The 22,322-nt window shown below is 67.9% G+C and carries 20 protein-coding genes; 10 read left to right on the top strand and 10 right to left on the bottom strand.

The genetic code is table 11. The annotated features are described in order from the left end of the window. Positions 1–2 precede the first annotated feature (2 nt). A complete protein-coding gene (locus ABIC51_RS33035; protein ID WP_027787979.1) occupies positions 3–1,064 on the bottom strand; it encodes an alpha/beta fold hydrolase in 1,062 nt (353 codons plus the stop codon). 173 nt (positions 1,065–1,237) lie between these two features. Here ABIC51_RS33035 and pdxY point away from each other — a divergent pair, with 173 nt between their 5' ends. The 3 genes from pdxY to ABIC51_RS33050 all read left to right on the top strand — a co-directional run bounded on the left by pdxY (position 1,238) and on the right by ABIC51_RS33050 (position 6,080). Next, positions 1,238–2,098 carry a pyridoxal kinase PdxY gene (gene pdxY / locus ABIC51_RS33040; RefSeq protein ID WP_027787980.1) on the top strand — a complete coding sequence of 287 codons (861 nt, stop codon included), beginning with the start codon at positions 1,238–1,240 and terminating at the stop codon, positions 2,096–2,098. Positions 2,099–2,409: 311 nt separating this feature from the next. After that, the gene (locus ABIC51_RS33045) at positions 2,410–4,554 is read left to right on the top strand and encodes a phosphocholine-specific phospholipase C (protein ID WP_027787981.1); all 2,145 of its coding nucleotides are present in this window, start codon (positions 2,410–2,412) and stop codon (positions 4,552–4,554) included. A gap of 377 nt (positions 4,555–4,931) precedes the next feature. Continuing rightward, positions 4,932–6,080, top strand: coding sequence for a branched-chain amino acid ABC transporter substrate-binding protein (locus ABIC51_RS33050; RefSeq protein WP_027787982.1), 1,149 nt, complete (start codon positions 4,932–4,934; stop codon positions 6,078–6,080). Positions 6,081–6,204: 124 nt separating this feature from the next. Here ABIC51_RS33050 and ABIC51_RS33055 read toward each other — a convergent pair whose 3' ends face one another. Further along, on the bottom strand, positions 6,205–6,966 hold the full coding sequence (locus ABIC51_RS33055) for a FadR/GntR family transcriptional regulator (protein WP_027787983.1): 762 nt from the start codon (positions 6,964–6,966) through the stop codon (positions 6,205–6,207). A 359-nt stretch (positions 6,967–7,325) separates the two neighbouring features. On the opposite strand from ABIC51_RS33055, the gene gudD reads away from it, so the two are divergent. Further along, a complete protein-coding gene (gudD, locus tag ABIC51_RS33060; RefSeq protein ID WP_027787984.1) occupies positions 7,326–8,678 on the top strand; it encodes a glucarate dehydratase in 1,353 nt (450 codons plus the stop codon). Positions 8,679–8,917: 239 nt separating this feature from the next. Here gudD and ABIC51_RS33065 read toward each other — a convergent pair whose 3' ends face one another. After that, entirely contained in the window at positions 8,918–9,724 is an 807-nt protein-coding gene (locus ABIC51_RS33065; RefSeq protein WP_021163102.1) for a hypothetical protein, read from the bottom strand. 234 nt (positions 9,725–9,958) lie between these two features. Next, positions 9,959–11,023, bottom strand: coding sequence for a glycosyltransferase family 4 protein (locus ABIC51_RS33070; RefSeq protein WP_027787985.1), 1,065 nt, complete (start codon positions 11,021–11,023; stop codon positions 9,959–9,961). Between the two features lie 564 nt (positions 11,024–11,587). Here ABIC51_RS33070 and ABIC51_RS33075 point away from each other — a divergent pair. Next, the gene (locus ABIC51_RS33075; protein WP_027787986.1) at positions 11,588–13,420 is read left to right on the top strand and encodes an ABC transporter ATP-binding protein; all 1,833 of its coding nucleotides are present in this window, start codon (positions 11,588–11,590) and stop codon (positions 13,418–13,420) included. A gap of 78 nt (positions 13,421–13,498) precedes the next feature. Here ABIC51_RS33075 and otsA read toward each other — a convergent pair whose 3' ends face one another. Next, positions 13,499–14,878 carry an alpha,alpha-trehalose-phosphate synthase (UDP-forming) gene (otsA, locus tag ABIC51_RS33080; protein ID WP_027787987.1) on the bottom strand — a complete coding sequence of 460 codons (1,380 nt, stop codon included), beginning with the start codon at positions 14,876–14,878 and terminating at the stop codon, positions 13,499–13,501. Next, positions 14,875–15,627 carry a trehalose-phosphatase gene (otsB, locus tag ABIC51_RS33085; protein ID WP_027787988.1) on the bottom strand — a complete coding sequence of 251 codons (753 nt, stop codon included), beginning with the start codon at positions 15,625–15,627 and terminating at the stop codon, positions 14,875–14,877. The genes otsA and otsB overlap by 4 nt, the downstream gene beginning before the upstream one ends. A gap of 282 nt (positions 15,628–15,909) precedes the next feature. Between otsB and ABIC51_RS33090 the strand changes: the two genes are divergently transcribed. Genes ABIC51_RS33090 through ABIC51_RS33100 form a run of 3 tightly spaced genes read left to right on the top strand, consistent with a single transcriptional unit; the run spans position 15,910 to position 17,886 of the window. After that, positions 15,910–16,545, top strand: a complete 636-nt coding sequence (locus ABIC51_RS33090) for an SCO family protein (RefSeq protein WP_060196109.1) — start codon at positions 15,910–15,912, stop codon at positions 16,543–16,545. Between the two features lie 14 nt (positions 16,546–16,559). Beyond that, positions 16,560–17,006: a copper chaperone PCu(A)C gene (locus ABIC51_RS33095; RefSeq protein WP_027787990.1), complete on the top strand. Its 447-nt coding sequence runs from the start codon at positions 16,560–16,562 to the stop codon at positions 17,004–17,006. Positions 17,007–17,016: 10 nt separating this feature from the next. Next, complete coding sequence (locus ABIC51_RS33100) at positions 17,017–17,886, top strand: cytochrome c oxidase assembly protein (RefSeq protein ID WP_021163095.1); 870 nt, start codon at positions 17,017–17,019, stop codon at positions 17,884–17,886. Positions 17,887–17,908: 22 nt separating this feature from the next. Here ABIC51_RS33100 and ABIC51_RS33105 read toward each other — a convergent pair whose 3' ends face one another. Together ABIC51_RS33105 and ABIC51_RS33110 are read right to left on the bottom strand one after the other, a co-directional pair. Continuing rightward, positions 17,909–18,394, bottom strand: coding sequence for a GNAT family N-acetyltransferase (locus tag ABIC51_RS33105; protein ID WP_027787991.1), 486 nt, complete (start codon positions 18,392–18,394; stop codon positions 17,909–17,911). A gap of 127 nt (positions 18,395–18,521) precedes the next feature. After that, positions 18,522–19,394 carry a pirin family protein gene (locus ABIC51_RS33110; RefSeq protein WP_027787992.1) on the bottom strand — a complete coding sequence of 291 codons (873 nt, stop codon included), beginning with the start codon at positions 19,392–19,394 and terminating at the stop codon, positions 18,522–18,524. A gap of 109 nt (positions 19,395–19,503) precedes the next feature. Here ABIC51_RS33110 and ABIC51_RS33115 point away from each other — a divergent pair, with 109 nt between their 5' ends. Both ABIC51_RS33115 and msrC read left to right on the top strand, forming a co-directional pair. Next, positions 19,504–20,421, top strand: coding sequence for a LysR family transcriptional regulator (locus ABIC51_RS33115; protein ID WP_021163092.1), 918 nt, complete (start codon positions 19,504–19,506; stop codon positions 20,419–20,421). 102 nt (positions 20,422–20,523) lie between these two features. Beyond that, entirely contained in the window at positions 20,524–21,027 is a 504-nt protein-coding gene (msrC, locus tag ABIC51_RS33120; RefSeq protein ID WP_021163091.1) for a free L-methionine (R)-S-oxide reductase MsrC, read from the top strand. Between the two features lie 154 nt (positions 21,028–21,181). Here the strand turns inward: msrC and map are convergent, their stop codons facing one another. Beyond that, the gene (map, locus tag ABIC51_RS33125) at positions 21,182–21,988 is read right to left on the bottom strand and encodes a type I methionyl aminopeptidase (protein ID WP_175897802.1); all 807 of its coding nucleotides are present in this window, start codon (positions 21,986–21,988) and stop codon (positions 21,182–21,184) included. Further along, positions 21,988–22,224, bottom strand: a complete 237-nt coding sequence (locus ABIC51_RS33130; protein ID WP_027787995.1) for a ParD-like family protein — start codon at positions 22,222–22,224, stop codon at positions 21,988–21,990. The genes map and ABIC51_RS33130 overlap by 1 nt, the downstream gene beginning before the upstream one ends. Positions 22,225–22,322: the final 98 nt, after the last annotated feature.

Here is a 22,322-nt window from a genome sequence, read left to right on the forward strand (position 1 = left end):
CGTCACTGCGGGTGCACGGCCTCCAGCCCGTCGAGCAGCGCCTTGTGAAACGCGTCCGGGTCCTGGATCTGCGGCGCGTGCCCGAGCGCGGGGAATTCGACGAGTTGCGCGCCGGGGATCGCGGCCTGCGTCCGCTTCGCGAGTTCCGGGTAGCGGCCGAGCTTCGCATGCACGTCGGGCGGCGACACGTCCTTGCCGATCGCGGTCGTGTCCTTGTCGCCGATCATCAGCAGCGTCGGCACGCGGATCGCGCCGAGTTCGTAGACCACCGGCTGCGTGAGGATCATGTCGTAGATCAGCGCGGAGTTCCAGGCGACTGCATCGCGGCCGGCGCCACGGTACATCCCGGCCAGCATCTGCACCCAGCGCTCGTACGACGGCGACCATTTGCCCGCGTAGTACGTGCCCTGCTCATAGCGGCGGATGCTGTCGGCCGTGGTCTTCTGCTCGCGCGCATACCAGTAGTCGACCGGCAGCGGCGGCACGCCGAGCGCCTTCCAGTCCTCGAGGCCGATCGGGTTCACGAGCACGAGCTGCTCGGTCGCCTTCGGATACATCAGCGCGTAGCGCATCGCGAGCATCCCGCCCGTCGAGTGGCCGACGATCGTCGCCGACTTCACCCCCACCGATTCGAGCAGCGCGTGCGTGTTGCGCGCCAGTTGCTGGAAGCTGTACTGGTAGCGATCGGGCTTCGACGACTTGCAGAAGCCGATCTGGTCCGGTGCGATCACGCGATAGCCGGCACGGCTCAGCACGCCGATCGTGTCCTCCCAGGTCGCCGCGCAGAAGTTCTTCCCGTGCAGCAGCACGACGGTGCGGCCGTTCGGGTGCGCCGGCGGCACGTCGAGATAGGCCATCTCGAGCGTTTCGCGTTGCGACACGAACGTATACACCCGCACGGGTGCCGGATAGGTGAACCCTTCCAGGCGCGGGCCGTACACGGGCCCGTCGTTGCCGGCGGGCGATGCGGCGGCCGCCGCGACAGGCATGGCGCACGCGGCGGCGACACCCGCGCCGAGCACGACGGCGCGCACGGCATACAACATCTTGCGAATCGAAAGCATGGCGATCACGGTGATTGGAGACGCACGCGGGCAGCCGGGCCGCCTCGCGCCACGCGATTCTACGCGGTCGCGCTGACGACGGCGCGCAACACTCCGGGGCCGCGCGACTTCCGCGCGCGCGACGAACTCGGGTATCGTGTGACGTGACCCTGAAACGCGTGCAGGCGATTCCCATGAAAAACGTCCTCAGCATTCAGTCGCACGTCATCTACGGCCATGCCGGCAACAGTGCGGCCGTGTTCCCGATGCAGCGCCTCGGCGTCAACGTCTGGCCGCTCAATACCGTCCAGTTGTCGAATCACATGCAGTACGGCCATTGGGCGGGCAGCGCGATCGATGCCGCGAAGATGGAGCAGCTCGTCGACGGCATCGCCGCGATCGGCGCGCTCAAGCGCTGCGACGCCGTGCTGTCCGGCTTCCTCGGCTCGCCGCCGCAGGCCCGCGCGGCCGTCGAGATCGTCCGCTCGGTGAAGGCGATGAACCCGAACGCGTGGTACTTCTGCGATCCGGCGATGGGCCAGACGGGCGGCATCCGGCCCGAGCCCGGCGTCGAGGAATTCATGGTCCAGGAAATGCCTGCGCTCGCCGACGGCATGTCGCCGAACCACACCGAACTGCAGAAGCTGGTCGGGCGGCGCATCGAAACCGTCGCAGAAGCCGTCGAAGCATGCCGCGCGCTGATCCGGCGCGGCCCGCAAATCATCCTCGTCAAGCACCTGCACGACCGCAACAGCCCGGCCGATCGCTTCAACATGCTCGCCGTCACCGAAACCGAGGCATGGATCGGCCAGCGCCCGCTGTACGCGTTTCCGCGCCATCCGGTCGGCGTCGGCGACCTGACCAGCGCGATCTTCGTCGCATGCCGGCTGCGCGGCGACTCCGTGCGCGCCGCGTTCGAGCACACGCTCGCAGCCGTGCATGCGGTCGTGAAGGCGACCTACGATGCACGCCGCTACGAGCTCGAACTCGTCGCCGCGCAGGACGAGATCGCACGCCCGAGCGAATGGTTCGGCGCGTGGGTGACGGACGCCTGACGTACCGGCATCGCCCGCCGCTTCAGCGGCGCGCGTCCCGCGCTTTCCCGTTGTCCTGCTTTCCTGCTGTCCTGTTGCCCCGCTTTCCCGCTCTACCCCCTGCATCACCACGACCGTTCGCGATATGCCCCGACGCAGCGTCGATATCGCTTCGACGCGGATGCAAACGTTTCCGGACTTCATATGAATGACACTGATTCCTCGCTATGCTCGCGGCGGCACCACCCGGCGCAGCCGCATCCTGCGACCCGAGTGCGCCCTTTCAGCAGGTCCCGCCAATCGGCTCTCCCTTTTACCCCACGATAACGACCATGACCCGATCGAACCGTCGTGACTTCCTGCGCGTCGCTGCCGGCACCGCCGGCGCCGCCGCGCTGAACCTGTTCCCGCCCGTGATCCGCGATGCGCTCGCGATTCCCGCGAACCGCCGCACCGGCACCATCCGCGATATCGAACACATCGTGATCCTGATGCAGGAGAACCGCTCGTTCGACCACTACTTCGGCACGATGCGCGGTGTCCGCGGCTTCGGTGACCCGCGCCCGCTGCGCCTCGCGAACGGCAAGTCGGTGTTCCACCAGCCGGTCGGCCCGGCCGAGCTGCTGCCGTTCCATCCGGGCGCGGACAAGCTCGGCCTGCAGTTCCTGCAGGACCTGCCGCACGGCTGGCAGGACATGCACGCGGCATGGAACAAGGGCCGCTACGACCAGTGGGTGCCGAACAAGGGCACCACGACGATGGCGTACCTGAAGCGCGACGACATCCCGTTCCACTACCAGCTCGCCGACGCGTTCACGATCTGCGACGCGTACCACTGCGCGATCCCGAGCTCGACCGACCCGAACCGCTACTACATGTGGACGGGCTACGTCGGCAACGACGGCACGGGCGGCGGCCCGGTGCTCGGCAACGAGGAAAAGGGCTACGGCTGGACGACCTATCCGGAAGTGCTCGAACAGGCCGGCGTGTCGTGGAAGATCTACCAGGACATCGGCACGGGGCTCGACGCGAACGGCTCGTGGGGCTGGACGCAGAACCCGTACATCGGCAACTACGGCGACAACTCGCTGCTCTACTTCAACCAGTACCGCACCGCGCTGCCCGGCACGCCGCTGTACGACAAGGCACGCACCGGCACCAACATCAGCGCCGGCGGCACGCTGTTCGACATCCTGCAGCAGGACGTGAAGAACGGCACGCTGCCGCAGGTGTCGTGGATCTGCGCGCCGGAAGCGTATTCCGAGCACCCGAACTGGCCGGCGAACTACGGTGCGTGGTACATCGAGCAGGTGCTGAAGGCGCTCGTGTCGAATCCGGACGTGTGGAGCAAGACCGCGCTCTTCATCACGTACGACGAAAACGACGGCTTCTTCGACCACGTGCAGCCGCCGTTCGCGCCGCAGTCGCGCGACAACGGGCTGTCGACGGTCGCGACGACCAACGAGGTGTTCCCCGGCGACGCATCGCACATGGCCGGCCCGTACGGGCTCGGGCCGCGCGTGCCGATGCTCGTCGTGTCGCCGTGGACGAAAGGCGGCTGGGTCTGCTCGCAGACCTTCGATCACACGTCGCTGCTGCAATTCATCGAGGCGCGTTTCGGCGCGCAATACCCGGTCAAGGCGGGCAACGTGTCGCCGTGGCGTCGCGCGGTGTGCGGCGACCTGACCGCCGCGTTCGATTTCGCGACGGCCGACGCCGGCTGGCCGACGCTGCCGGATACGAGCGGCTACGCGCCGCCCGACCGCCTGCGCCACCCCGACTACATCCCCGTGCCGCCGGTGCTCCAGAAGCTGCCGAAGCAGGAGGCCGGACTGCGGCCGGCGCGCGCGCTGCCTTACGAGCTGTTCGTGCACGGCCGCGTCGAATCGGTCAACGGCCTGTTCCGGCTGACCTTCGCGAACACGGGCCGGGCGGGCGCCGCGTTCCAGGTGCAGTCGCGCAACCGCCTCGACGGCCCGTGGGCGTACACGGTCGAAGCCGGCAAGCGGATCGCCGACACGTGGAGCGCCGCGGCGTCGCTCGGCCTGTACGACCTCGACGTGTACGGCCCGAACGGCTTCTACTGCCATTTCCGCGGCCCGTTCGCGACCGGCGTCGGCAGCGCGAACGTGAACCCCGAGGTGATCTACGGCTATGACGTCGCGAACGGCAACATCACGCTGCGCCTGATGAACCGCGGCCACAAGGCGGTGCGGCTCAAGGTCACGAACGCATACGGCCACGGCCGCGCGCGCACGTTCGATCTCGCGCCGGGCCAGCAGATCGACGACTACTGGGATCTGCGCGGCAGCCACGGCTGGTACGACCTGACCGTCAGCGACGGCCGGCTGCTCGGCTTCCTGCGCCGCTTCGCGGGCCACGTCGAGACGGGCCGCCCGAGCACCAGCGATCCGCTGATCCGCACGCACGCATCGCACGACGATGCCGAAGCCGCATCGGACGCGCTGTCCGACTGACGGCCTCACGTGAGGCGGCGCGGCCCCGGCGGGCCGCGCCGCTTCCCTGCCCCACGCTTCCGCTTCCGCTCCTCCTCACCGCCCGCTCCGTTCGCGACGGGAAACTCCCGATACCGGCTGCCTCCGCACGCGCGGAAGCTATGCGCAAATCCGCATCGAATGCGCGGCAAATTGCCAAGACCCACGCATATCGGCGACCTATATATCGAAACGATCGGGGCTCTTCGCCGAGCCTGACGGGAGATTCTTCCGAGGATCACGATGCCGACCTCCCCGCCCGATTCCGAGAAGCGGTCGAACCGCCCGCCCGTCGCACGCGTTCAGCCATCCCGAGCGTGTGCGGTACTTACTCGCAGGTATCGAACAAGAGGAACAACATGAAATTCCGTCATTCCCTGCTGTCGGTGTCGATTGCATCCGCGCTTGCCCTCCTCTCGCAACAGGCCGCCCGGGCTGCCGACACGACCGACGTGAAGGTCGGTTTCGCCGCGCCGCTCACGGGCGTGAACGCCGGCTACGGCAAGGACCTGCAGAACGGCGTGCAGCTCGCGCTCGACGATGCCGCCGCGCAGAAGGTGCAGATCGCCGGCAAGCCCGCGCACTTCAACCTCGTCGTACAGGACGACCAGGCCGACCCGCGCATCGGCGTGCAGGCCGCGCAGGCGCTCGTCGACCAGAACGTGTCGGTCGTGGTCGGCCATTTCAACTCGGGGACGACGATTCCGGCCTCGGTCGTCTACGACAAGGCCGGCATCCCGGTGATCGATCCGGCGGCGACCAACCCGACGCTCACCTCGCGCGGGCTGGCGAACATGTTCATGGTGATCGCGACCGACGGCCAGAACGCCGGCAACGCGGGCAAGTACGCGGTCGACGTGACGAAGGCGAAGCGCATCGCGATCATCGACGACCGCACCGCGTTCGGCCAGGGCGAGGCCGACGAGTTCGAGAAGGCCGTGAAAGCCGCCGGCGGGAACCTCATCGGCCGTGAATTCACCAGCAACCAGGCGGTCGACTTTCGCGCGCAGATCACGAGCCTGAAGGCCAAGAATCCCGACCTGATCTTCTTCGGCGGGCTCGATTCGCTCGCCGCGAACTTCATCAAGCAGATGCGCCAGCTCGGGCTGAACGCGCAGTTCGTCGGCGGCGGCGGCGTGAAGGACAACGAGTTCATCAAGATCGCGGGCCCGGCCGCCGAAGGCGCGATGGCATGGGAATACGGCCGGCCGCTCGACGAGCTGCCGCAAGGGAAGGATTTCGAACAGCGCTTCAGGAAGCGCTTCGGGGTCGACGTGCTGTCGTACGCGCAGTTCGGCTACGACGCCGCGTGGGCGGCGATCAAGGCGATGCAGGCGGCCAGCTCGACCGACCCGAAGGTCTATCGTCCGGCGCTGAAGAAGATCGACTTCGAAGGCGTCACCGGCCGCATCTCGTTCGCGAACGACGGCTCGCTGAAGAGCGGGATGTCGACGCTGTACCAGGTGAAGAGCGGCGCGTGGAAGACGATCACGACGAAGGGAGGCTGATCGGCGGTGCCGGCGGCCGGCGGCGGACACGCCGCCCGGCCCCGGTGATCGATGACCGGATATCGATCTCGTATGACGACTGATGTTGACGCGATTCGACCGGGCGGACGCACCGCCCGGTGCATCAGCCGGCCTGCGTGTCGCGCTCGGCCTCGGCCGCCTCGTGCGCGCGGCGCAGCCGCTCGCGGCTGTTGGTGAGGTGCGTGCGCATCGCGGCGCGTGCGGCCTCCGGGTCGTGGCGCGCGATCGCCTCGTAGATGTCCTCGTGCTCGTGGTTCAGCCGGCCGACGTACCGCTCCAGATCGTCACCGGCAAAGCGGGCCGAATTCACGCGCGTGCGCGGGATGATCGACGTGCCGAGCTGCGTCATGATGTCGACGAAATAGCGGTTGCCGGTGGATTGCGCGATCTGCAGGTGGAACTGGAAGTCGAGCTGCGCCGTGTCGCGGCCGCCGCCCGCCCCCGTTGCGATCGCGTCGAGCGCGCGCCGCAGCGCGACCAGATCGGTTTCGTTCGCGCGCTGCGCGGCGAGGCTCGCGCATTCGCTCTCGAGGCTGATGCGCAGTTCCAGCACCGCGAGCACGTCGCGCAGCGTCGTGATCGTCGCCGGGTCGATCCCGAGCGTCTGGCGGCGCGACGGCTCCAGCACGAAGCTGCCGATACCGTGGCGCGTCTCGATGAGGCCGCTCGCCTGCATCCGCGAGATGGCCTCGCGCACGACCGTACGGCTCACGCCCTGCGCCGCCATGACTTCGGTTTCGGTCGGCAGCTTGTCGCCGGGACGCAGCGTGCCGTTTTCGATCTGCGCGGTCAGCGCGTCGACGACATCTTGTGCGAGGCTGCGTGCGCGACGGCGCGGCGCTGCGGGAAGCGTAGGCACGGACATGAGGCCGGTTCCTTTTTGAATGATCGTAATGTGAGCCGAGGGTTTACGCGGGGTTTGAGCGAAAGCCGATGATTCATTATACTGCGTCACAAGTCATCCGACGACTGATGATCAAAACACGGATCTCCTGTCGACTCAAGCGCGCACGCCGGCACTGCCTGGTCCCATGCCTTACGATCAGCCAGCTTTCGCGTTCTGCGCTCCGCTGGTCAGGTTGTCGCTCCCACCCCGTTCCGGGTTGCATCGACCTGCGGGGGCTTGCGCGCCGCGCACGTCGGTTGTCGAATGATCGCACCTCCTGCCGCGCGCGGCAAAGCTTTTGCCGCACGGCATTGCCCACCCTTCTGCCATCGCCGCCCATGAACGCCGTCACTGCCTCGCCCTCCCACGACACGCCGCGCATCGTCGACCTGCAAGCGATCCCGGTCGCCGGCCACGACAGCATGCTGCTCAACCTGAGCGGCGCACACGGCCCGTTCTTCACCCGCAACCTCGTGATCCTGAAGGACAGCGCGGGCCGGACCGGCGTCGGCGAAGTGCCCGGCGGCGAAAGCATCCGCCGCACGCTCGACGATGCGCGTGCGCTCGTCGTCGGCCAGCCGGTCGGCAATTACCATGCGGTGCTCAACGACGTGCGGCGCACCTTCGCCGACCGCGACGCGAGCGGCCGCGGTCTGCAGACCTTCGACCTGCGCACGACGATCCACGCGGTCACCGCGCTCGAGGCCGCGCTGCTCGACCTGCTGGGCCAGCATCTCGGCGTGCCGGTCGCCGCGCTGCTCGGCGAGGGCCAGCAACGCGAGCGCGTCGAAATGCTCGGCTACCTGTTCTACGTCGGCGATCGCACGAAGACCGCGCTGCCCTACCGCGACGGCAGCGGCGCGACCGACGACTGGACGCGTGTGCGCGACGCAGCCGCGCTGACGCCCGAGGCCGTCGTGCGGCTCGCCGAGGCCGCGCATGCGCGCTACGGCTTCAACGACTTCAAGCTGAAGGGCGGCGTATTCGAAGGTGCGAGCGAGATCGAGGCCGTGACGGCGCTCGCCGAGCGCTTCCCCGACGCGCGCGTGACGCTCGACCCGAACGGCGCATGGTCGCTCGACGAGGCCGTGCGGCTGTGTCGCGACCAGCATCACGTGCTCGCCTACGCGGAAGATCCGTGCGGCGCCGAGAACGGCTACTCGGGCCGCGAGGTGATGGCCGAATTCCGCCGTGCGACGGGGCTGCCGACGGCAACCAACATGATTGCGACCGACTGGCGGCAGATGGGCCACGCGGTGCAGTTGCAGGCGGTCGACATCCCGCTCGCCGATCCGCACTTCTGGACGATGCAGGGTTCGGTGCGCGTCGCGCAGATGTGTCGCGACTGGGGCCTCACGTGGGGCTCGCACTCGAACAACCACTTCGACGTGTCGCTCGCGATGTTCACGCATGTCGCGGCCGCCGCACCGGGCCAGGTCACCGCGATCGACACGCACTGGATCTGGCAGGACGGCGAGCGGCTGACGCGCGAGCCGCTGAAGATCGAGAACGGGCTGGTGGAGGTGCCGAAGCGGCCGGGTCTCGGCATCGATATCGACATGGATGCCGTCGCGGTCGCGCACGAACTGTACAAGCAGCACGGGCTCGGCGCCCGCGACGACGCGGCGGCGATGCAGTACCTGATTCCGGGGTGGACTTTCAACAACAAGCGCCCCTGCCTCGTGCGCTGAGCGCGGAACGGACCGGGCGGCTGAATCGCCCGGCCGAGACGGGCTGGATAGGAGCGGCGAGGCCTGGCTGGCGGGTGTCTGGCGGAAAACGCCGCTCGAGTCGAACAGGATCCGGATCGGGATGGCGATGCGAACCGGGCCGGCCATATCGAGACTCGGCCGGGCCTGGCCGGTCTTGGCCGTCCGCACCTAGCCGGCCGCCCCAATCCCCCGCGCCCGCCCGCCGTGCGCGGGACTTGTCAGACGATCTGCTTGAGCGCGGCGTCGAGCGCGAGCACCGCGACGCGGTCGCCTTCGGTCGCGAGCGGCGCGCGCATGACGATCTGCCGGTTATGGCCGACGGCCGCCGGCGAATCCCACAGCAGCTCGACCTTCGGTCGATTGAACAGGCCGCCGCGGCGCGGCGGCACGACCGAGGGCTGTCCGCCCGTCGCCCCTTCGCCGGCGGCAGGCGCCGTACGGCCGGGCCAGCGCACCGACAGTTCGCGCGCGTCGTACTGACCGACCTTGCGGCTTTCCATCCAGACGATCGCGGTGCGCGTCAGCACGTCGAGCGAAATCGCATAACGGCCGACCGCGAAGCGGCGGGCCGCCACGTTGGTCCGCCACAGCGGCCGCGGACGGCAGATCCAGACGATCGCCGCATAAAGCGCCGGGGCCGCAACGAGCCAGCCGTTGGTCGCCGTCACGGCATGCAGCGCGAGGCGCCAGCCGTCCACCCAGACGAACATGCCGATCGACCAGACCGCGAACAGGAAACCGATCAGCGCGAAGACGCGCAGCGCCTGGCGCAGCCACTGCGGCAGCGGATGGAACGGCCGCTCGGCGCGCGCGACGGCACCCGGCAGCGCGAGCAGCAGGAAGATCAGCAGGAGGTAGACGAACGCCCAGGGCGACGACACCATCGCGGACAGCGACGAGCGATAACCCATCTGGGACATCGAGAACAGCCAGCGCGCGAGCAGCACGAGACCGATCGCACGCAACGCGAAGATCACACCGGCGCCGGGGGCCGGCGCTGCGCGCGTGGATTTCGTTCTCGCCAAGACTGCTCTCCTCTGGATATTCGTGCGGGGCCGGATTTCACGGCACGGCCATTATAGGGACATTACCGTCTGGACAGATGGCTGGATGCCATGCCGGGCCGCTTCGAGGGCCGTTCGCGGCGTCGGGCGCGGCGAGAATACAACAGATCCGCGCTGCGGATGTGACAACGCCCCGCCGGAAACCCGGACGGGGCGTCGTTAGCGAGCCGCGCGCCGCCAGGCGGCGGCCCGCAATCAGCCTGCGTTGACTTCGCGGAGCACCGTGCGACGCTTCTGGCGCAGCAGTTCCTCGTAGCCCTTCACGTAGTTCTGCGCCATCACCTTCGACGAGAAGCGTGCTTCGAACGCGGCGCGGACCTTCTCGCGCGGCAGCGTATCGAGGCGCTTGAGCGCCGCGACGGCCGACAGCTCGTCTTCGACGACGAAGCCCGACACGCCGTTGTCGATCACTTCCGGCACCGAGCCGCGCTTGAACGCGATCACCGGCGTGCCGCAGGCCATCGCCTCGATCATCACCAGGCCGAAGGGCTCCGGCCAGTCGATCGGGAACAGCAGCGCGTGCGCGTTGCCCAGGAATTCCGTCTTCTCGGCTTCGCTGATTTCGCCGATGTACTCGACGTGCGGCAGCGCGAACAGCGGCTTGATCTTCTCTTCGTAGTACGCGCGGTCAGCCTTGTCGAGCTTCGCGGCGATCTTGATCGGCAGGCCGGCCTGCTCGGCGATGCGGATCGCCGTGTCGACGCGCTTCTCCGGCGAGATGCGGCCGAGGAACGCGAGGTAGCTCGGCTTCACGTTCGGGATCGGCGTCAGCAGGTTTTCCGGCAGGCCGTGATAAACGGTCGACAGCCAGTTCGCCTGCGGCAGCGGGATGCGCTGGTTGTCGGAGATCGACACGACCGGCACGTCGCTGAACGCGTTGAAGATCGGCTGCAGTTCCGGCAGGTCGAGACGGCCGTGCATCGTCGTCAGATGCGGGACCGGCTGGCGCGAGAACAGCGAGAACGGGTAGTAATCGATGTGGCAGTGCAGGACGTCGAACTCTTCCGCGCGGCGGCGCACCTGCTCGAGGAGCAGCATATGCGGGGCCATCACGTCGCGGATCGTCGGGTCGAGGCGCAGCGCCTGCGGCCAGCACGCCTCGAGCTTCGCGGAGGTTTGCGAATCGCCGCTCGCGAAGAGCGTAACGTCATGCCCCATCTCGACAAGTGCTTCGGTCAGGTAGGACACCACTCGCTCGGTACCACCGTACAGTTTCGGGGGCACCGCTTCGTGCAACGGAGCGATTTGGGCGATTCGCATGCGTAACTCCTAAAAAATCGGCTAAAAACCAGGTATGGGTCGGCAACCTGCCGGCGGTCCGGGCTGGATGCATTTCGTCCGAAAAGTCGGACGAATCAGCCTGCCGGGGGCGTCAAACCCGCGCTGCTCAAGGAGCGTCGGCGACGCGACAGGCATAGAACGTTTGAAACGAAGACCCGTTGACAGGGGTTCGTAAAAAACCTGGAATCGAACCCGGAGCCGATTATCTAGGGTTAATCCCGATACGGCGCACAACATTTCAAACACTTTACTTTGTTACAAAGGTGCAACACTTTGCAACCCGCGGACTTGGGTGTCCGTTCTAGAGTGGAAGGCCCTTTTGGCATTCCTTGCCCCCGTGACTGCCGGCAGCGTGATTCCGGCACATGAGACAGGACGGGATGCCGGATTTTATCTCAAAATCGATCGCGCACCCCTGGCCGAGGCAAGATTCGCGCAGCGCAGCGCACGGCCTTGTTTACAATGCCGGATTATTCAGTCCGGGCGAACGCCGGCAAGCGATCCCGCCGCCACGCTCAATCACCGAATCACCGCACGCATATTTTGGAATCTCTCACCCCTGCCCAGCGCAACGCCCACAACGCGAAGCTGTCGAGCTACGCGCACCGGCCGATCGCGTTCCTGTTCCGCTACATCCGCCTGCATCCCGTTGCCCACCTGATCGTGCTCTGCAGCGTGCTGGCCGCCGTCGGCTGCGCGCTCGGCTCGCAATACGCGATCAAGCACCTGATCGACGTGCTGGCGACCGGGCGTCATCACCCCGGCCCGCTGTGGAGCGCATTCGCGCTGCTCGTCGGGCTGATCGCGGCCGACAACCTGCTGTGGCGCGTCGGCGGCTGGGTCGCCGCGCATACGTTCGTCGCGGTCACCGGCGACCTGCGGCGCGACCTGTTCCAGTACCTGATCGGCCATTCGCCGACCTACTACTCCGAAAAGCAACCGGGCACGCTCGCGAGCCGCATCACGGCCACGTCGAACGCCGTCTACACGTCGGAGAACACGATGGCGTGGAACGTGCTGCCGCCGTGCATCGCGGTGATGGGCGCGATCCTGATGATCATCGTCGTCAATCCGATGATGGCCGCCGGCCTGCTCGGCTGTTCGGCCGTGCTGTCCGTGATCCTGTTCAAGCTCGCCGGGCGCGGCTCGGCCCGCCACCATGCGTTCGCGGCGAAGGCCGCCGCGGTCGACGGCGAACTCGTCGACGTGATCGGCAACATGGGCCTCGTGCGTGCGTTCGGGATGACGCTGCGCGAACAGAAGCGCTTCGGCGCGACGGTCAAGGCCGAGATGGATGCGCGCCAGCAAAGCCTGCTCTATCTCGAAAAGCTGCGCCTGCTGCACGCGGTGATCACCGCGATGCTGTCCGCCGGCCTGCTCGGCTGGGCGCTGTGGCTGTGGGACCAGGGCCGCGCGACGTCCGGCGACATCGTGCTCGTCAGCTCGCTCGGCTTCACGATCCTGCACGGCACGCGCGACCTCGCGGTCGCGCTCGTCGACGTCACCCAGCACGTCGCGCGCCTGTCCGAAGCCGTCAAGACGTTGCTCGAGCCGCACGGGATGCCCGATCGCTCGGACGCCCAGCCGCTGTCGGCCAAGGGCGGCCGCGTCGACTTCGAGCGCGTGACGTTCGCGTATCCGCACCGTCGCGCGATCCTCGACCACTTCGATCTCCATATCGAGCCGGGCCAGCGCGTCGGCCTGATCGGCAAGTCGGGCGCCGGCAAGTCGACCGTGCTCGCGCTGCTGCAGCGCTTCTACGACACGCAGGACGGCGTCGTGCAGGTGGACGGCCAGGACGTGAAGACGATCACGCAGGACAGCCTGCGCCACGCGATCGCGCTCGTGCCGCAGGACATCTCGCTGCTGCACCGGACGATCTACGACAACATCGCATACGGCCGCCCCGATGCGACCCGCGACGAAGTGCTCGCGGCCGCGCGCGACGCGCGCTGCGCGGAGTTCATCGAAGCGATGCCGGAAGGCTATGACACGATCGTCGGCGACCGCGGCGTCAAGCTGTCGGGCGGCCAGCGCCAGCGCATCGCGATCGCGCGCGCGATCCTGAAGAACGCGCCGATCCTGCTGCTCGACGAAGCGACGTCCGCGCTCGACAGCGCATCCGAGGAAGCGATCCAGAGCGCGCTCGACCGCCTGATGGTCGGTCGCACGGTGATCGCGATCGCGCACCGCCTGTCGACGCTGCGCAACTTCGACCGGATCATCGTGATGAACAACGGCAAGGTCATCGACGACGGGCCGCCCGACGTGCTGCGCAACCGCCCCGGCCTGTACCGCGACCTGCTCGCGAAGCAGCACGGCCGCCATCACGCGGCGCCCGACGGCAGCACGCCGACCGGCGAACGCGTGGCCTGACGCACCGGCCCGCAGCCAGCAAAAAAGCCGCAGCGCTGCTCGCACTGCGGCTTTTTCATTTCCGGCGGGAGGCGTCGGTTACGCGTGCTGCAGATCGCGCAGGAAGTTGTCGCGCCACACCGACACGTTGTTCTCGCGAAGCTGCGCAATCATGTCCGTATAACGCGCGCGCCGCTCGGCGAGCGGCATCGTCAGCGCCTGCGACAACGCATCGGCCATCCCGTCGATATCGATCGGATTGACGATCAGCGCCCCCGTCAGCTCGCGCGCGGCGCCCGCGAAGCGCGACAGCACGAGCACGCCCGGATCGTCCGGATCCTGCGCGGATACGTACTCCTTCGCGACGAGGTTCATCCCGTCACGCAACGGTGTCACGTAGCCGACCCGCGCGAGCCGGTACAGCGCCGCGAGCAGCTGGCGGTCGTACTGGCGATGGATATAGAGAATCGGTGCCCAGTCGAGCTCGGCGAAGCGTCCGTTGATGCGCCCCGACTCTCCTTCGAGCTGCAGGCGGATGTCCTGGTACGCGCGCAGCTCCGCACGGGTCGACGGCGCGATCTGCAGGAACGACACGCGATTGCGATGCGACGGCTCGTGCTCGAGCAACTTCTCGAACGCGCGGAAGCGCTCGACGAGCCCCTTCGAGTAATCGAGCCGGTCGACGCTCATGATCAGCTTGCGGCCCCGCAGCGACGTCGCGAGCGTGCGCACCGCCTTGCCGTGCTCGCCGGCCTGCGCGAGCGACGCGATCTCGTCCGGATGCACGCCGATCGGATACGCGGCCGCGCGCAGCGTCCGGCCGAATGCGCGCACCGTCACCAGGTGGCCGTCGCGCTCGATCACGCCGTCCGCTTCGGATTCGACGTAATCGCAGAATGCGCGCAGGTCGGGTTCGGTCTGGAAGCCGAGCAGGTCGAACGCGCACAGCGATTCGACCAGGTCGCGATGCGGCGGCACGTTGACGAGCACCTGCGCGGCGGGAAACGGGATGTGCAGGAAGAAACCGATGCGGTTCTTCACGCCGGCCGCGCGCAGCGCGCGCGCGAACGGGATCAGGTGATAGTCGTGCACCCAGATCACGTCGTCGTCCTGCAGCAGCGGCACGAGCTGCTGCGCGAGCCACACGTTCACCCGGCTATAGCCTTCGAACTCGTGACGGTCGTACTGGATCAGGTCGGTGCGGTAGTGAAACGCGGGCCACAGCGTCGCGTTCGAGAAGCCGCGGTAATACTGGTCGTAGTCGCGCCGCGACAGGCCGATGGTCGCGAACGTGACCGGCCCGTGCTCCTCGACGCGAATCTGCGGCGCGCCGGACGCGACGACCTCGCCGCTCCAGCCGAACCACATGCCGCCCGTCTCCTTCAGCGCATCGTAGACACCGATCGCGAGGCCGCCTGCCGCCGGTTCGCCTTCCGAAATCGGTGCGACGCGGTTTGAAACGATGATGAGGCGACTCATGCGTGCGGCTGCCCCGCACCGAGCCAGTGCGCGATCTGCTCATGCAGCGCGTCGACCGAATCGAGCCTCGTGCGGGCGGACGTCTCGCCCGCGCCGACCTTGATCGACAGGCCGCCGCGCGCGTTGACCACCGCGAAGCCCTTCTCGTCGGTCAGGTCGTCGCCCGCGAACAGCGGCACGCGGCCCGCGAACGGGGGCTCGTCGAGGAACGCGGCCAGCGCGCGCCCTTTGTCGACCCCCTTCGGCTTGATCTCGAACACCATCTTGCCGGGCTGCAGCACATACGCATCGGCATAGTCGGCGACGAGGCGCTCGGCGGCCGCCCGCGCAGCCGCCTCGCGCTCGGGCGCGTTGCGGTAGTGCAGCGCAACGGCCGCGCCCTTGATTTCGAGCAGCATGCCCGGATGACGGTCGACGACGGCCGCCAGCTCGCGCTCGATGCGCAGCAGGCGTTCGTCGTTGAAGCCGATGCGCTGCGTGTCGCCGTTCGCATCGCGGCGCTCCGCGCCGTGCAGGCCGGCGATCGGCAGGCCGGGCATCTTGAGGAACGTGTCGAGGTTGTCGATACCGCGCCCGGACACGATCGCGACCGCACCGTGCGAGCGGCGCCGCAGCTCGTCGAGCAGCGTCAGCAGCGACGGCGGAACGTGAATGCTGTCGGGCGTCGGCGCCAGTTCGACGAGCGTGCCGTCGAAGTCGAAGAAGAACGCGGTATCGGTCAGGGACAGGGAAGCCGGAACGGATTGCATCGATTCGATAGTCTGAGAGGCGGCCCGGCAAACGCCGCACCGCCGCTGCGCGATGGAATTGTGCGCATCTTACCGCGCCTGCGCACCGAGATGGGCGAAACCGGCGCATCGCCGGCCGCGCGCCGCCGATTGCGTCAACTGCGACATATTGCCCCGCTCGCCCGCCCCGTACGGGTTTCGAAAGGACGCGGGCGCGCGAATTGCGCTACAGTCGCAACCGCCTGCCGCGCGACGCATGGCATCGCGCCGGCCGGTCACCTTTCCGTCCGATCGAGCCCCAGGATGTCGTCTGCCCGCCCAGCGCCGCACCGGCGCTTCTCCCGCCTCATCCGCACGGCCGCGGCCCTCGCCGCCGCCGTGGCGCTCGCCGCGTGCACGCACGACGAGCCGCGCTGGAACCTGACCAACGTCACCGGCCACCTGCCCGACCTGTCGTTCACACTGACGGGCGGCGACGGCCATCCCGTCGACGCCGATGCGTTCCACGGCCAGGTCGCGCTCGTCTACTTCGGCTACACGCACTGCCCCGACGTCTGCCCCGAAACGATGGCACGGCTGATGGAAGTGCTGGCGAAGCTCGGCCCGCAGGCCAACGACGTGCGCATCCTGTTCGTCTCGGTCGATCCTGCGCGCGACACGCCGCAGGCGATGCAATCGTATGTCGCCGCGTTCGACGCCGCGCATGCGCGCGGCCTGACCGGCACCGACCGCCAGATAGAATCGCTCGCGAAGCGCTATCGCGTCGCGTACCAGATGGAACAGCGCGATCCGTCCGGCGGCTACGAAGTCACGCACAGCTCGGCCGTCTACATCTTCGACGCAACCGGCCGCGCCCGCCTGCTTGCGACCGACCGCGACTCGCCCGACGCCATCGCCGCCGATGTGCGCCGGATCATCGACACCGCCTCCACCACCTGAATTCCTCTCACGACATGAAGACGAAGACGACACTCAAGACGCTCGCCCTCCTCGCCGCGCTGTGCGCCGGCACCCACGCCTATGCCGCCGGCGCGATCACCGCGCAGAACGCCTGGGTGCGCTGGCTGCCGAACAAGCTGCCGGCCGGCGGCTACGTGACGATCGTGAACACGGGCGACAAGCCGGTCGATCTCGTCGACGTCGACAGCCCCGACTACGGGATGGCGATGCTGCACCAGACCGTCTCGAACGGCTCGACGCAGAAAATGGAAATGGTCGACAAGCTGACGGTTCCGGCGCGCGGCAAGGTCGACATCGCGCCGGGCGGCTACCACTTCATGCTCGAGGAGCCGAAGCACGCGATCAAGCCGGGCGACACCGTGCACCTGCGCCTGAAATTCTCCGACGGCGAAACGGTCGATGCGCCGTTCGCCGTGAAATCGCCGGCCCAGGCGAAGTGATGCGCGCGCGATGAACCTCCTGTACTGGCTCGATCCGTGGGAACCGTCGCCGACCGTGGTGATCGCGGTGCTCACCGCTGCCGTGCTGTTCGCGCGCGGCGTGAAGAAGGCGAAGGTGTCGCCGCTGCGGCAGTTCTCGTTCTGGTTCGGGCTGACGGCGCTCTACATCGCACTGCATACACGGCTCGACTATTTCTTCGAACACGAGTTCTTCCTGCACCGCGCGCAGCACCTCGTGCTGCACCACCTCGGGCCGTTCTTCATCGCGCTGTCCTATCCGGGCGCGGCGATTCGCGCGGGCATCCCGTTTCGCTGGCGGCAGCGCTTCGTGCGCCCCGCCCTCGCGTGGGCGCCCGTGCGCGCGACACTCGACGTGGTGTTCCATCCCGTCGTCGCGGTCGTGCTGTTCGTCGGGCTGATCTATTTCTGGCTGCTGTCGCCGATCCACTTCATCGCGATGCTCGACTGGCGTCTCTATCGCGTGATGAACTGGAGCATGGTGATCGACGGGCTGCTGTTCTGGTGGCTCGTCGTCGATCCGCGCCCCGCGCCGCCTGCGCGGCTGTCGCCGGGCCGCCGGATCCTGATCGTCGTCGCGGCGATCCCGCCGCAGATCGCACTCGGCGCGCTGATCTTCTTCACGCCGCACGAGCTGTATCCGATCTACTCGATCTGCGGCCGCGCGTTCACGTGGCTGAGCCCGCTGCGCGACCAGCAGATCGGCGGCCTGCTGCTGTGGATTCCCGGCTCGATGATGAGCGTGATCGGCGCGCTGATCGCGCTGCGGCACTGGCTGCGGCTGTCCGCCCGCGGCCGCCTGATCGGCGAACGGGCCGCGCAGCGCGCGGACGCGCCGTCGGTCGCGCGCGCCGCGCACTGACTGCCGCGCGGCGCGGCGCGCATTACGCGCGTGCGCTGCTCATCCACACGTGCGGGATGCCGTCCTCGTCGTGCACGTCCGAGCTCGGCGCGAAGCCGAATGCCCCGTAAAAACGCTGCAAGTGAGCCTGCGCATGCAGGCTCACCGGCGTATCCGGCCACTGCGCGCGAATATGCTCGAGCGCGCGCGACAGCAGCCCGTTGCCCAGGCCGGCGCCGCGAAACGCGGCGGTCGTCAGCACGCGGCCGATGCGGACATCGGTGTTCTGCGCATCCGGCAACAGCACGCGCAGATAGCCGGCGAGGCGCCCGGCCGGATCGAATGCAGCCAGGTGCCACGCGGCCTGGTCCGCGTCGTCGATGTCGCGATACACGCAATTCTGCTCGACGACGAACACGGCGCTGCGGGCTTCGAGGATCGAATAGACTTCGCGCGCCGTCAGCGCGTCGAAGGATTTCCAGCGCCAGTCGAGATCGGCGGCGCTCGGGGATGCGGCGGATGCGTTCATGGTCGGTCCTGATTCGGGCGCGCCGGCCGGCGCGCGGCAATCGTCGATTATGCCCCGAAGCGCACGCGCCGCGCGACCGGCTGCCCGCACCCGAAAAAAAGGCCCCGCATTGCGCGGGGCCTGTCCGTCATGCCGGCATCTGGCCGAAGCGGCCGTTGTTGAAGTCCTCGATCGCGGTGCGGATCTCCGCTTGCGAGTTCATCACGAACGGCCCGTATCCGACGACGGGCTCGTCGATCGGTTCGCCGCTCAGGATCAGCAGCTTCGCGTCGCCGTTCGCTTCGATCTCGACGTCGCTGCCATCGCGGCCGAGCTGCACGAACTGCGCTTCGCGGGCGACCGTCTCGCCGTTCACCTGCACGGTACCGCTCAGCACGACCACCGCGAGCGTGCGCCCTTCGGCGACCGGGAACCGCGCATGGCCGCCGGCCACGAGCCGCACGTCCCATACGTCGATCGGCGTATGCGTGCGGGCCGGGCCGCGCCGCCCGTCGAGCTCGCCCGCGATGATCCGCGCTCGCCCCGCGCCGTCCGGCAGCTCGACCACGGGGATGTCCGCGTCCAGCAGCGTCTGGTAGCCGGGCGCCCCCATCTTGTCCCTGGCGGGCAGGTTCACCCACAGCTGGACCATCTCGAGCGGGCCGCCACGCTTCGTGAACCCTTCCGAGTGGAATTCCTCGTGCAGGATCCCGCTCGCGGCCGTCATCCACTGCACGTCACCCGGGCCGATCACGCCGCCCGCGCCGGTCGAGTCGCGGTGCGCGACCTCGCCGTCATAGACGATCGTCACCGTCTCGAACCCGCGGTGCGGATGCTGGCCGACACCGCGCGGCGCCGAGGCCGAGCCCGGCTCGAACGTGGCCGGGCCGGCATAGTCGAGCAGCAGGAACGGGCTCAGATGCGCGCCGTGGGACTGGTAGCTGAACATCGAACGCACCGGGAAACCGTCGCCGACCCAATGGCCGCGCGGCGCACTGTACACACCCTGGATCTTCTTCATTGCCTTCTCCGAATTGCGGCGAAACACGTGTTTCGCATCCTGGACAGGAATATAGAGGTGGAACGATCGATCCGGTAGACTGCCAAAATCGCACTCAGCGTTCCATTTCATGAACGATAAAGCGCGGGATCTGAACGATCTCTATTATTTCGTGCAGGTCGTCGAACACGGCGGCTTCGCACCGGCCGGGCGTGCGCTGGACATGCCGAAATCGAAGCTGAGCCGCCGCATCGCGCTGCTCGAGGCGCGGCTCGGGATGCGGCTGATTCAGCGCTCGACGCGCCGATTCACCGTTACCGACGTCGGCCAGACCTACTACGCGCATTGCCGCGCGATGCTCGTCGAGGCCGATGCGGCCGACGAGGCGATCGCGCTGCTGCACGAGGAGCCGCGTGGCATCGTGCGCGTCAGTTGCCCGATTGTGCTGCTCGATTCGCTCGTCGGCGAGATGATCGCCGCGTTCATGGTCGCGTGCCCGCGCGTCGAGATTCATCTGGAAGCGACCAACCGGCGCGTCGACGTGGTCGGCGAAGGGATCGACGTCGCGATCCGCGTACGCCCGCCGCCGCTCGAGGACAGCGATCTCGCGCTGCGCGTGCTGGCCGAGCGCGGCCAGTGCCTCGTCGCGAGCCCCGCGCTGCTGCGCGAGCATGGCGCACCGGCCGTTCCCGCCGATCTCGCGCGCCTGCCGAGCCTCGATCACGGCGTCCCGCAGTCCACGCACGTGTGGCGGCTGCGCGGGCCCGACGGCGCGCATGCGGAAATCCACCACCTGCCGCGCTTTGTGACCGGCGGCATGCTCGCGTTGCGCGCGGCGGCCGTCGCGGGTGTCGGCATCGTGCAGTTGCCGACGATGATGGTGCGCGACGAGGTCGCGCGCGGCGCGCTGGTAACCGTGCTGCCCGACTGGGCACCGCGCCGCGAGATCGTGCATGCCGTGTTCGCGTCGCGCCGGGGGCTGCTGCCCGCCGTGCGCGCGCTGCTCGATTTTCTGGCCGCGCGGTTTGCCGAACTCGAACCCGACTGAGCTTGCCGCGTCACGCGCAACCGCGCGCTGCAAACCGTGCGTGCGTGCCGTAGACTGCGGTACGCGCATCGCGCATTCCACAACCCTGATCGCTTTTCCGCCATGTTCACGCTGTCCAACGACCCCAACGCCTCCAAGGCCGATCAATACGCGACGCTCGTCGAGCAAGCACGCGCGCTCGTCGAATCCGAACGCGACCTGACCGCGAACGCGGCCAACTTCGCCGCGCTGGTCTACCACTCGCTCGACCGTCTCAACTGGGCCGGCTTCTACTTCTTCGACGGGACGGAGCTCGTGGTCGGGCCGTTCCAGGGCAAGCCCGCCTGCGTGCGGATCGCGCTCGGCAAGGGCGTGTGCGGCACGGCTGCGCAGACGCGCGAGACGCAGGTCGTGCGCGACGTGCATGACTTCCCCGGCCATATCGCGTGCGACGCCGCGTCGGAATCGGAAATCGTCGTGCCGCTGGTGGCCGGCGACGGCACGCTGATCGGCGTGTGGGACGTCGACAGCCCGGTAGCCGCGCGCTTCGACGAAGAAGACCGCCAGGGGATGGAGGCGCTCTGCCGCGTATTCGTCGAATCCGCCTGGCAGAAGGCGCGCGGTTGAGCGGCTGCTGAGCCGCGTTCATCCACTGCGCGGCGCGCGGCAGGTCGCCGCGTTCACGTATGAATCGCGCCGCATGACCTCGAACGAAACGGGCTCCGCAAAGGAGCCCGTTTCACTGTGCCGCCGCACCGCCCTTCGCGGCGCACTTTACGCGTCAGGCAGCATGCGTGCCGGACAGCGCCGGGAACGCTTGCGGCTTCACATCCTCGGTCAGCACCTCGAAGCCCGTTTCCGTCACCACGACCATGTGCTCCCATTGGGCCGACAACGAATGGTCCTTCGTGACGACCGTCCAACCGTCCCCCAGCATGCGCGTGTCGCGTTTGCCCGCGTTGAGCATCGGCTCGATCGTGAAGATCATCCCCGGCCGCAGCGGTACGCCGGTGCCCGGGCGGCCGTAGTGAAGCACCTGCGGCTCGTCGTGATAGACGTCGCCGATGCCGTGCCCGCAGTACTCGCGAACCACGCTGAATCCTTCGCGATGCGCGACCTGCTGGATCGCGTAGCCGACGTCGCCGAGCGTGGCGCCCGGGCGTACCGCGCGGATGCCCGCATGCATCGCCTCATAGGTCGTCGCGACGAGGCGCCGCGCGAGTTCGTTCGGTTCGCCGACGAAATACATGCGGCTCGTATCGCCAAACCAGCCGTCCTTGATCACCGCGATGTCGAGGTTCACGATGTCGCCGTCGCGCAACGGCCGCGACGTCGGGATACCGTGACACACCACGTGGTTGACCGACGTGCACAGCGTCTTCGGATAACCGTGGTAGCCGATGTTCGCCGGGATCGCGCCGAGCACGTCGACGATGTATTCGCGGCAGCGTGCGTCCAGTTCGTCGGTGGTGACGCCCGGCTTCACGTGCTCGGTGATCATCGTCAGCACCTGCGACGCCAGCTTCGCGGCTTCGCGCGACTTGGCGATTTCCGCCATGCCGCGGATCGGGATGTCTCGCTTCGCCATTACGCCACCTGCTCGATGGCGTGTTCGACCGGTTCCGCCGTCCCCGCGTCGCCGCCCCGCGCTTCGGCCTCGATCAGCATCCGGCAGATGTCGCCGTAGGACAGCGCCGGATTGAGTTCCGCCAGCATCCCGACGCGCAGCCAGTGCTCGGCCTGTGCGTTGATCGAGCGGCTCAGCGCCGTGCTGGTCGAGCGAAGCCGCTCGTGCATGTGCTCGGAAATCTTGATGATGCCCATATATCCCCAATTAAACGAAACGTAGTCGGTTCGTATATTACGCTGCGGTCGGCTGACGGGCAAGCCATGCGGATTTCGTTGAGCCGTCGGCCGGCCGC

It is taken from the genome of Burkholderia sp. 572 (assembly GCF_040545135.1).
GTDB lineage: Bacteria > Pseudomonadota > Gammaproteobacteria > Burkholderiales > Burkholderiaceae > Burkholderia > Burkholderia cepacia.